The following is an 11,569-nucleotide window of genomic DNA, read 5'->3' as shown; positions in this document are numbered from 1 at the left end:
AATAAATATAATGGTTTTGATAAATATCCTAAACCATTGAGAATAATAGCTTTAACAATAGTACCCGCACTAATTTTTTCTCTTTGATCAGTTTTAATTAAAGAATTAACAATATTTTCAATGTCAATTTCATCAATAATTCCTGCTATTAATCCAAGATGATCTAAATTTTTGATAGTGATTTGTTGTGTCATTTATCAAGAAAAAACTGATAATTAAATAATCAAAATTATTTTAACTAATCTTGTGAGAAATTTTTTGTTTCTTAGGATGAAAGTAATAGGACAATCTGTAAGTTTACATTATTAAATAATGTTTTTTGTGTATCTATTTTAGTATTCTATTGAAATATGCGGAATGTGGGTTTGAACACTTGGCAATATATTCGAGAAAATCCAGTCAAGGCAAATTTAGCCACAACTCCAGAAGAATATCCTTTTTTTTGGCAGGAAAATTGTACAGGCTAGAAGCCTGTTTTTCGTTTGTGGAAGCCATACCCAGATTAGTTACTACTATAGAAGTTAGTTATGGGGAATTAGTTTATGTCTAATAATATATTTTTCGAAGTTTGATCGTGAACAGATTTTTGGTAGTGGAGAATATTTTTAGTTGTCATCCTCCACCATATTAGAAAGAATTTATAATTCTCTTACATCAGACACTTTACCGTTAATAGCGGCTGCTACAACCATAGCAGGACTCATCAATAAAGTACGTCCTTGGGCAGAACCTTGACGACCTTTAAAGTTACGATTAGAAGATGATGCACTGATTTGATCTCCTTGTAACTTATCTGGATTCATTGCCAAACACATAGAACAACCTGGTTCGCGCCATTCAAAACCCGCATTTAGGAATATTTGATGTAAACCTTCGGCTTCAGCTTGTTTTTTTACTCTTTCAGAGCCAGGTACAACAAAGGCTTTAACTTGATTAGCTACTTTATGCCCTTGAGCGAATTTTGCTGCTTCCCTTAAATCGGTAATTCTGCCATTAGTACAACTACCGATAAAACAAACATCAATGGGAGTACCTTTAATAGGAGTACCTGCATTTAACTGCATATATGAAAAGGCTTCTATGGCAATTTCTTTATCATTTTCGGGTAGTGCGTCTAAAGTAGGTAAAGATTCACTAATACCGATACCCTGACTAGGAGTAATTCCCCATGTTACGGTGGGTTCAATATCACTAGCATTAAAGGTAACGACATCATCATATTGCGCATCTATATCACTACGGATACTTTCCCACCAAGAGATCGCTTCTTCCCATTTTTTGGGTGCAAAATCTTTGTCTTTTAGATAGTCGAAAGTAACTTTATCTGGGTTGATGTAACCGCAACGAGCCCCTCCTTCAATAGACATATTACAAATTGTCATTCTTTCTTCCATATTCATCTGCTCGAAGGTTGTACCAGAATATTCATAGGCATAACCAACGCCGCCATTTACCCCTAATTTACGGATAAGATGCAAAATTACATCTTTAGCGTAAACACCTTGGGATAATTCTCCGTTTACCTCTATTTTTCTTACTTTTAATTTAGATAAAGATAGAGTTTGAGATGCTAATACGTCTCTTACTTGAGATGTACCAATACCAAAGGCGATCGCCCCAAAAGCACCATGGGTGGAAGTATGAGAGTCACCACAAGCAATGGTCATTCCCGGTTGAGTTAATCCTTGTTCGGGGGCGATTACATGAACAATTCCTTGATTTCCTGAATTGGTGTTATAAAATCGAATATTATATTCTTGAGTATTTTTTTCTAAGGATTGAATCATCTCCTCCGCTAAAGTATCAACAAAAGGACGAGCTTGACTTTCTGTGGGTACAATGTGATCTACAGTAGCAACAGTTCTTTCAGGAAAGAGTACTTGAAGATTTCTTTCTCGAATCATGGCAAACGCTTGAGGGCTGGTTACTTCATGAATTAAATGTAAACCAATAAATAGCTGAGTTTGCCCTGATGGTAATATGCCAACGGTGTGTAAATCCCAAACTTTATCAAATAATGTTCCTTTACTCATATTAATTTTATTTATAGAAAATACGTCTTAGCTTATTATCCTCACAAAGACGACTATTTAAGCAATAGAAGTTATATAGTTACTAAAAATATAGTCAAATATTTCTAGCTCTGTAAGGATAATCTTACCGATGCTCACTACAAGCCTCAATATTGAGTTTTTACTAAAGTTTTCAGTAAAGTTCCCAACTACTTTTGTTCCTTCTTTCTTTATTTTAATTAATTAAAATATGAGGAACATTGGTAAATATTTACCAATAATAATTTTTAACTTAATAAAAATTTCATTTATTTATCCTTAAAATAATAACATAATTTAGAAAATTTAACTATATATTAATACATGATTTTATGTTTCCTAAATGTAAATATTATACTCATCTTATTTTACTTCTAAAATGAACATTTATCGATAATTTTTGTGACTATTTTCGCTATTTTTAAACTTGCTCCAGATAAACCTCTTATTTCCTTTAAATTATTTTTTATTTCCTTTAATTTATCCTTATTTTCTAATAATTCTAAGGTTAAATTACTAACTTCTTCTACTGTTAAATAACCGATTAATTCTGGTACTATTTCTTTTTTTGCCCAAATATTAGGCCAAGCATATAATTTCTTATTTTTAACGGTATATTGTACCATTATCCAGTTAATTAATTTCGCAAAATTATCGCCAAATATAGGTAAATTAGCTAAAATTCCTAGTAAGCCATCCCATGATTTCATGGCTTCTAATTGATAAATAGGAAGTAAAACAATCATCGGTATTCCTAAACTTCCTAAGTTTGCAGTATTTGCTCCTACAGTAGTTAAACAAATATCACATTTCCCTAATTCTTCATAACAAGGAAATTCTTTAATTAATTTAATATTTACTCCTCCTGATGTTTGTAAATAAACTTGATTTTCTATATTGATTAATTCTCCTGTAACATTTCCTAATTTACTAATTAAAGGATTATTTTTTTTATCTCCATAACTTGCTAAATTTTCTGAATCAATGGTTGGTGCAACGGGTATAATAAATTCTATATTTGAGTTTTTTTGCTTAATAAATTCTGCGATCGCCATCAAAAAAGGTACACCTTGGGTTAATTTACTTGATTTTGAGCCGGGTAATAAACCTATTTTTAAAGTATTTTTATTATCTTCTTTTTCCTCTTGATTTATGATGTTTATATCTGCCATTAAATCTCCAACAACAGTACATTTATTATGAAATTGAATAGGTATTTTATCAATAACAGACTCATTCATAACAGCAAAATAATTAATATATCGATACCAACGAGCTTCCCATTCAGCATAAATTAAACTTTGATAACCTAATCTTTTAGCAATAACTAAAGTAAAAAATTGATCTCCACCTAAAAAGATAATTAACCCCTGAGAATACCAATCCCAATTATCTTGTGTTTTACCGAATAATAAAAAAGTCAAAAAATTATTTGCTGATTGAATACGATTAATTTCCTGCCATTGACTAGCAATTTTAACTTCATTACCTGTAGCGTGAGGACAAGGTGATAAAATTAACGAAATGCGAACATTATCTTGAGATATAGACAAATTTGCCCGAATTTTTTTAACTACAGGTAAAACCCAAGTGGTTATCTCTCCAGGGCCATTAGATAGTATTACTATGTCAAATTTATTCACGACTATACCTTTACAACATTAAAAAGAGATAATTTATCATTAATTCAGGTTAGGATCAATAATGTTATTTATTTTATTTTAAAGTGATGTTGGCAGAAGAATTATTAGAATTAACCATCAAAAAAGGTGTTTCTGATGTAGAAGTATATCAAGTTCAATCCCATTCTCGTCCAATTTCTTTTGAAGCCAATCGACTTAAACAGATTGAAAGCTCACAGACTACGGGCATCGCCCTCAGATTATGGCATAACGGTTGTCAAGGATTAGCCGTTGCTTATGGTGACTTTAACCCTGATGATTTGATTAGTAAAGCCTTAGCAATTTCCGAACTTAATGACCCTGAAGAGCCACTATTAAACGATAATAATAAGTTAATCTACCCTAATGCTATTATCGATGAACCAAATATCAACAATTTAATTTCTCAAGGAAAAAATGCCATCGCCATTATTACTGATAAATATCCAGAAGTAATCACAAATGTAGAAATAGAATGGGAAACAGAAACCACTACATTAATTAATTCTCGTGGATTATATTGCTTACAAACAGATAATAGTTATAGTGCATCTTTAGGCATTGAATTAGTAACAGAAGATGATTTTTTAGGTATTTATGACGGCGAATATAGTCATGATGTTATCGACTTACATAGAATGATTAACTCTGTTTTACAAAGATTACAATGGGCAGAAAAAAATACATCAGTGAATAATGGTAAAATACCCATATTATTTACTCCTAATGCCGTTACAACTTTATGGGAAACCATCAGCGAAGCCTTAAACGGTAAAAGAATTTTTGATAAATCATCCCCTTGGTGTGAATCTCAAGGGAAAAAAGTGGTTTCTTCCTGCCTGAGTTTAAGCCAACAACCGAATTTACCACCTTATAATTGTCCATTCGATGATGAAGGTACAATAACTCAATATCTAAATTTAATCAAGGAAGGAATTTTAAATAGTTTTTATACCGATAAACAAACCGCACAGAAATTAAGTATAACCAATACAGGTAACGGTTTTCGCCCAAGTTTAGGCAGTTATGCCACTCCTGATTTAATCAACTTAGTCATTGAAAAAGGTAATTTATCTCAAGAAAAATTAATTAAAAATATTGAAGATGGTATTATTATTGATCAAATTTTAGGAGAAGGTGCAGATATTTCGGGGGATTTTTCCTTTAACATCGATTTAGGTTATCGTGTCAAAAAAGGTGAAATTATCGGTAGAATCAAAGACACAATGTTAGCGGGAAACGTTTATCAAGCCTTAGAAAAAGTCGAATCTGTCGGGAATGATCTCACTTGGAGCGGTTCTTGTTATACTCCTTCTATAGTAATAGATGAACTTTCGTTAATTTCAGGATAAAATTTTGTTATCATAAAGCTATAGATTGACAGTTAAATTACCTAATTATTAAATCTCCATTCCCTACAACTATAAATTTAACAAAATCATTGTAATTTTATCTTCTCAATCTATTATTATAATCACAGTGTGATCGAGTAACTAATTTAACTTTTATTTGATAATGAAAAAACTATCTACTTTAGTAATATCAAGCCTTTTTCTCTTAACAAGTTGTACAACATCCGGCGGCGGTGGAGAAGATAATACGGCAAATATTCCTCCTATTCCTCCCCAAAAACCTCCTGTTAATACCACTGAAACTCCTACGACTCCTGTCGTCATTGCAGAGACAAATACCACAAGCGGTTTAATTCCTTCCACTAATCCTGACGATAGATTACGAAAAATTGAACAAGGTAGAAACGATCCTTTTAATACTATAACTCCTCCAGCCGTAATAAAATTAACTTCTAATCAACCTATTTCATCATCCCAAGCACAGAAAAATGCTATTTTAAAACCTCCTTCTGTTGTTAAAGAAGAAATAACTAAGGCAAATAAAGGAGTTGTAAATCAACCTTTAGCTAAAAATATAACGGCAAGTAACTCTCAAAATTCTCAAAATATAGTTAATAAAACAGTTAGTCAGACAGGAAAAACCTCTAACTTGTCTCCTTCTCCTAATAATATCAATAACATATCTTCTATTGCTACTCCTCCTCCTTTACCTTCTCCTAATGATGCACAAAATATTATTGTTTCAGGTATCTTGAATTTAAACGGTGAAAATGTCGCATTGATTAAAACACCTTGGGATAATGTTACTCGTTCTGTGCGCGTTGGGGAATTAATTTCTGATAATTCTTCAGGAATTCGAGTTAGAGTAAAAGCCATTAGTTTCGGTTATCCGACTACTATCGCATTACGAGAAAATAATGAAACGGTTTTACGCAGTATAAATAATGATAGTGGAGTAGTGATTTTAGAACAATTTACACAAACAGTTACTCGCAAAATAGGAGAAAAACAAACTGATAAAGTAGCTAAATTATAATAAAAATAAAGACTATAAATAAGAGGCTTAGAAAATATTGTCTAATACTATTACTGATAAATCAACAAAAAAAATAAACTTAACTTGCCATCGATTACCTTTAGCAATGTATCGTGAAATAGCGTCTCATTTAAGACAAATTGAGGGGGTAAATGCTGATTTATTGCCTCAAACTTCTCAAGAATTTGATTATTTACAAAGTCAAGTGGGTGGTTTATCGTTAGAATATGAGTCCACAAAAGAAACGGAAATTAAAGTAAAATCTATATTAAATTACTATGAAAATAAATATGGTTCATGGTTAACAATTGATAATTGATAATTGATAATTAATAGTTTAAAAAATAGATAATATAATATTTTTCATGAATTCAACATTAATAGAAAATGAACAAATTTCTGTATCTAAAGGTTTAATTTCCTTAGAAAATATTTATAAAACTTATGGTAGTGGTGAGACAGAAGTTCATGCTTTATCTGGGGTAAATCTTATCATTAATTCAGGAGAATATTGTGCCATTATGGGATCATCAGGTTCGGGAAAATCAACTATGATGAATATTTTAGGTTGTCTTGATCGCCCAACTTCTGGTAATTATTATCTTAATGGGGAAAATGTGGCTTCTTTATCTAGCCAAAAATTAGCCTCTGTGCGCAATTTACAAATAGGCTTCGTTTTTCAACAATTTCACCTTTTACCCCAGTTAACGGCTTTAGAAAACGTCATGTTACCCATGATTTACGCTGGAGTGTCTGATGGTGAACAAAAAAAACGAGCAACTTCTGCCTTAACTAAAGTTGGTTTATCTCATCGTCTCAATAATAAGCCGAATCAGCTTTCTGGTGGACAACAACAACGGGTGGCGATCGCCAGATCTATAGTTAATAATCCTTTAATATTACTAGCAGATGAACCAACCGGAGCATTAGATTCAGAAACAACGAAAGAAGTTTTGCAAATATTTCGTAACTTAAACGATGAAAAAATGACCATTATTTTAGTTACCCATGAACATGATGTAGGAGAAGAAGCGAAAAGAATAATTCATTTTGCGGATGGTAAAATAATTGATAATTAACAGTTGATAAATGAGGAAAATATAACGAATTTTAAAGAGGTATTTAACTTATGAATATTATTGATTCAGTTACACAAAAAATGGTCAATTTACCCTTAGATAAACAAACTCAAATCTTAGATTTTGTGGAGTTTTTAATGGTAAAATATGAACAAGAAAATAGTAATAAAAAATATGCAGAACAATTAGCAATAGAACGTATTAAAGATATAAATGATCCCACAAAATGGGTAACAGTAATGGAGATTGATGATGAAATTGATGTAGAATCTAGTTTGGAGAATTTAAGAAATCGTGGGTACAAAATCAAAATACCAAGTAAAACTAAATAACTTTGTTATTCAAGAAGATTTACCTTTATTACCAAAGGAATTAAGACAAGATTTTGAAGATTTTTGTAACTCTATTTTTATCGAAGATCCTTACGATTGTTTTGGCTTAAATAATCATAGTCTAAAAGGTGAATTAAAAGGTTATCGAGCTTTAGAAATAGACTGGAATAATATTAGTTATCGCCTAGTTTATCGCATTTATGAAAAACCAGCACCGAAAAGAGTTGTAATCATTAGTTTTGCCGAACATAATCCAGCTTATAAAAAGGCTAAACAGAGAAAATAATGTTGATTTATCTACTTAAAAATCATAATCTTATCACAAAATAAAACAAAGGAAATTGAATAAAAATAATAGTGAATTATATTAATTTTAATCCCCATCAAATAAGTATTAAAAATGACTGTTTTTTTGGTTTACCTCATGCCATAGAAGATGCCAAAATAGTTTTTTTTAGTGTACCTTGGGATGCTACCGTGTCTTATGGTGAAGGTACAGCCGAAGGACCTGAAGCTATCCTCGATGCTTCCTATCAACTAGATTGGTATGATTTCGATTTACCTCAAGCATGGGAAAAAAGTTACGCTACCATTCCCATTGATAACACTATTAAAGCAAAAAGTGAGACCACAAGGGCGATCGCCAAAACTGTGATAGAGTTCTTAGAATCAGGAAATGATCTTCATGATCAAGCCATTACTAGAGAGTTAGCAATGGTAAATGAAAGAAGTATAGAGTTAAATGAATGGGTATATAGTCAATGCCAAAACTACTTATCCGAAGGAAAACTTATCGCTTTAATTGGCGGTGATCATAGTGTGCCGTTGGGTTACATAAAAGCACTCACAGAACATCATCAACAATTCAGTATTTTACATATTGATGCTCATGCAGATTTACGCAACGCTTACGAAGGGTTTACTTATTCCCATGCTTCCATAATGTATAACGTTATGCAACTGCCAAATATTGACAAATTAGTACAAGTGGGAATTAGGGATTTATGTCAGGAAGAAATGGATAAAATTAATAGTGATAATCGTATTATTTTATTCGATGATTGGCAGTTAAAAAATAATATTTATGAAGGAATTTCATGGCAAAAACAATGTGCAAATATTATCAATAATTTATCAGAAAAAGTTTATATTAGCTTTGATATTGATGGTTTAAATCAAGTATTTTGTCCAAACACAGGAACGCCAGTAGCAGGTGGTTTAGACTTTAATCAGGCTATTTATTTAATGCAAACTTTAGTAAAATCAGGTAAAAAAATTATCGGTTTTGATATTTGTGAAGTTGCCCCCGATAAAACGAATCAAAGTCAATGGGATGGAAATATTGGAGCGAGACTATTATATAAATTGACTAATTTAATGTACCTTTCTCACTCTCTTAATTCGGAGTTGTAAAAAAATAACAGGATACCTTGACGGATAATTAATAATTTTTTATAGCCTAAGTTTATGAACTTATGATTATTTTGGGATCAGATTGAACCAGTCCATGATAATCTTGATAGTGGCAAATTTTATTATAAATTAACATTTACGAAAGTAAATTAAAAATAAATCAGCATGGTTGCAGTACAAGAAAAAACAAACGTCGGTAAAATCATTCAAATTATTGGACCGGTGGTTGATGCTGAATTTCCTAGCGGCAGTCTTCCCCGTATTTACAATGCTATTCGTGTTGAAGGAACTAACGAAGCAGGGCAAAAAGTTTCTGTTACCTGTGAAGTTCAACAACTTTTAGGTGATAATCAAGTCCGTGCAGTATCAATGAGTACTACTGATGGTTTAGTCAGAGGTATGGACATTGTGGACTTAGGCGGCCCTATTAGTGTACCTGTAGGTAAAGCAACTTTAGGACGTATTTTCAATGTTTTAGGCGAACCTGTTGATAATAAAGGACCTGTAGATACAAAAGAAACTTCTCCTATTCACCGTAAAGCTCCTGCTTTTACCGATTTAGAGACTAAACCTACTGTTTTTGAAACTGGTATTAAAGTTGTTGACTTATTAACTCCTTATCGTCAAGGGGGAAAAATCGGTTTATTCGGTGGTGCTGGTGTTGGTAAAACCGTTATTATGATGGAATTAATCAATAACATCGCTATTCAACACGGTGGAGTATCAGTATTCGGTGGTGTAGGTGAACGTACCCGTGAAGGTAATGACCTCTACAACGAAATGATTGAATCTAATGTAATCAATCCTAACAACCCTGAAGAATCGAAAATTGCCCTTGTTTACGGACAAATGAACGAGCCTCCCGGAGCAAGAATGCGCGTCGGTTTATCTGCGTTAACCATGGCGGAATATTTCCGTGATGTTAACAAACAAGACGTACTACTGTTTATTGATAACATTTTCCGTTTCGTTCAAGCTGGTTCTGAAGTATCCGCATTACTTGGTAGAATGCCCTCTGCGGTAGGTTATCAGCCCACTCTCGGTACTGATGTTGGTGACTTACAAGAACGTATTACTTCCACCAAAGAAGGTTCTATTACCTCTATCCAAGCGGTTTATGTACCTGCGGATGACTTAACAGATCCCGCTCCTGCTACTACCTTCGCTCACTTAGATGGTACTACAGTATTATCTCGTGGTTTAGCTTCTAAAGGTATTTATCCTGCGGTAGATCCTCTTGATTCTACTAGCACCATGCTACAACCTAGTATTGTTGGTCAAGAACATTACGATACCGCTCGTGCTGTACAATCAACTTTACAACGTTATAAAGAGTTACAAGATATTATTGCAATTCTTGGTTTAGATGAATTATCTGAAGAAGATCGTTTAGTAGTTGATCGTGCTCGTAAAATTGAGCGTTTCTTGTCTCAACCTTTCTTCGTTGCTGAAGTTTTCACTGGTAGCCCCGGTAAATATGTATCTTTAGAAGACACCATTAAAGGGTTCAAAAAAATTCTTGCTGGTGAATTAGACAAATTACCTGAACAGGCTTTTTATATGGTTGGTAACATTGATGAAGTTATCGCTAAAGGCGAAAAATTAATGAACAATTAGTAATTCATCGGGTGGGCATTGCCCACCAAGTCCATATTAAGGAAAAAATTTTAAATCTTAAATTTACAATCACATTATGACTTTAACCGTAAGAATAATTACACCCGATAAGATTGTCTGGGATGAAACTGCTCAAGAGGTTATTTTACCTAGTGGTAGCGGACAATTGGGAATTTTAACAGATCATGCTCCTTTATTAACTAATCTTGAAATTGGTGTCTTACGAGTACGCTACAATAAAGAGTGGAAATCTATTGTGGTTATGGGCGGTTTTGCGGAAATTGAAAATAATGAAGTCAAAATCCTCGTTAATGGTGCACAGTTGGGTGAGTCTATCAATAAAGAAGAAGCTCAAACCGACTTAAATCAAGCTCAAACTGCTCTTGAACAAGCTAAAGCTACTGGCGATCGCCGTCAAGAAATGAAAGCGACTCAAAATCTAAAAAAAGCAAAAGCTAGACTACAAGCGGCTAGTTGATAATTAACAATTAACAATTAACAAGGTTTTTAAATTTTTAAAATTTACCTTAAAAATGTCGTGCCGTAAGCCCTCACCATAAACTTAAAAAGTGAATCGTTTTGGTGACGGGATGAATGCTGACCAATAAAAAAATTCGACCAACGGGAGTCCACATAAATCCAAAAGTTTGTGTTAAAGTAATCTTATGGCAATAAAAGTACCATAAAATAATGTTAGTCATTGAAGCAAAAATATACGGCAATCAACCACAATACCAAAAAATAGATGAGATGATTCGTACAGCTAGTTTTGTGCGTAATTCTTGTGTGCGTTATTGGATGGATAATGAAAAGGTTGGGCAGTATGATTTAAGCCGTCTTTGCAAAAAGTTAGCTAGTGAGTTTGAATGGGCAAAAAAGCTCAATTCGGCGTTGCTGAATTAAAGTATGATTTTTAGATAAGGTGATGCCGAAGGCACGCTACGCGCACGTATCTTTATTACTCTCTTAAATTATCACAGAGGCGTGCTGTGTACCAGAACCGACGAGCGATCGCTCGTAACTTGTGT

Annotated in this window: 13 protein-coding genes; 10 read left to right on the top strand and 3 right to left on the bottom strand. The window is 32.8% G+C overall.

Annotated features, from left to right (window positions below; translation table 11 throughout):
* From ACEW8E_RS02095 to ACEW8E_RS02085, 3 genes are all read right to left on the bottom strand, one after another.
* A partial coding sequence (locus ACEW8E_RS02095) for a DUF4277 domain-containing protein (RefSeq protein WP_373478684.1) occupies positions 1-194 on the bottom strand: 194 nt, incomplete at its 3' end.
* A 444-nt stretch (positions 195-638) separates the two neighbouring features.
* Positions 639-2,033 carry a 3-isopropylmalate dehydratase large subunit gene (gene leuC / locus ACEW8E_RS02090; protein WP_373478683.1) on the bottom strand — a complete coding sequence of 465 codons (1,395 nt, stop codon included), beginning with the start codon at positions 2,031-2,033 and terminating at the stop codon, positions 639-641.
* Between the two features lie 392 nt (positions 2,034-2,425).
* The gene (locus tag ACEW8E_RS02085; RefSeq protein ID WP_373478682.1) at positions 2,426-3,694 is read right to left on the bottom strand and encodes a lipid-A-disaccharide synthase; all 1,269 of its coding nucleotides are present in this window, start codon (positions 3,692-3,694) and stop codon (positions 2,426-2,428) included.
* 86 nt (positions 3,695-3,780) lie between these two features.
* Here ACEW8E_RS02085 and ACEW8E_RS02080 point away from each other — a divergent pair, with 86 nt between their 5' ends.
* From ACEW8E_RS02080 to ACEW8E_RS02035, 10 genes are all read left to right on the top strand, one after another.
* On the top strand, positions 3,781-5,064 hold the full coding sequence (locus ACEW8E_RS02080) for a TldD/PmbA family protein (protein ID WP_373478681.1): 1,284 nt from the start codon (positions 3,781-3,783) through the stop codon (positions 5,062-5,064).
* 163 nt (positions 5,065-5,227) lie between these two features.
* Positions 5,228-6,100: a hypothetical protein gene (locus ACEW8E_RS02075; protein ID WP_373478680.1), complete on the top strand. Its 873-nt coding sequence runs from the start codon at positions 5,228-5,230 to the stop codon at positions 6,098-6,100.
* Between the two features lie 37 nt (positions 6,101-6,137).
* The gene (locus ACEW8E_RS02070) at positions 6,138-6,419 is read left to right on the top strand and encodes a hypothetical protein (protein ID WP_373478679.1); all 282 of its coding nucleotides are present in this window, start codon (positions 6,138-6,140) and stop codon (positions 6,417-6,419) included.
* Between the two features lie 37 nt (positions 6,420-6,456).
* The gene (locus ACEW8E_RS02065) at positions 6,457-7,179 is read left to right on the top strand and encodes an ABC transporter ATP-binding protein (protein ID WP_373478685.1); all 723 of its coding nucleotides are present in this window, start codon (positions 6,457-6,459) and stop codon (positions 7,177-7,179) included.
* A 50-nt stretch (positions 7,180-7,229) separates the two neighbouring features.
* Positions 7,230-7,511 carry a hypothetical protein gene (locus ACEW8E_RS02060; RefSeq protein ID WP_373478678.1) on the top strand — a complete coding sequence of 94 codons (282 nt, stop codon included), beginning with the start codon at positions 7,230-7,232 and terminating at the stop codon, positions 7,509-7,511.
* A complete protein-coding gene (locus tag ACEW8E_RS02055; RefSeq protein WP_373478677.1) occupies positions 7,474-7,797 on the top strand; it encodes a hypothetical protein in 324 nt (107 codons plus the stop codon). The genes ACEW8E_RS02060 and ACEW8E_RS02055 overlap by 38 nt, the downstream gene beginning before the upstream one ends.
* A 71-nt stretch (positions 7,798-7,868) precedes the next feature.
* Entirely contained in the window at positions 7,869-8,924 is a 1,056-nt protein-coding gene (locus ACEW8E_RS02050) for an agmatinase family protein (RefSeq protein WP_373478676.1), read from the top strand.
* A 165-nt stretch (positions 8,925-9,089) separates the two neighbouring features.
* Positions 9,090-10,541 (top strand): F0F1 ATP synthase subunit beta, encoded by a 1,452-nt coding sequence (gene atpD / locus ACEW8E_RS02045; protein ID WP_373478675.1) that lies wholly within the window; start codon positions 9,090-9,092, stop codon positions 10,539-10,541.
* Between the two features lie 76 nt (positions 10,542-10,617).
* Positions 10,618-11,019, top strand: coding sequence for an ATP synthase F1 subunit epsilon (gene atpC, locus ACEW8E_RS02040; RefSeq protein ID WP_373478674.1), 402 nt, complete (start codon positions 10,618-10,620; stop codon positions 11,017-11,019).
* A gap of 212 nt (positions 11,020-11,231) precedes the next feature.
* Positions 11,232-11,444 carry a hypothetical protein gene (locus ACEW8E_RS02035; protein ID WP_373478673.1) on the top strand — a complete coding sequence of 71 codons (213 nt, stop codon included), beginning with the start codon at positions 11,232-11,234 and terminating at the stop codon, positions 11,442-11,444.
* The last annotated feature ends 125 nt before the right edge of the window (positions 11,445-11,569 follow it).

This window comes from Geminocystis sp., assembly GCF_041753295.1.
Classification (GTDB): domain Bacteria; phylum Cyanobacteriota; class Cyanobacteriia; order Cyanobacteriales; family Cyanobacteriaceae; genus Geminocystis.
Note: the sequence above shows the minus strand (reverse complement) of the source record. Positions and strands in the feature narration are given on the sequence as shown.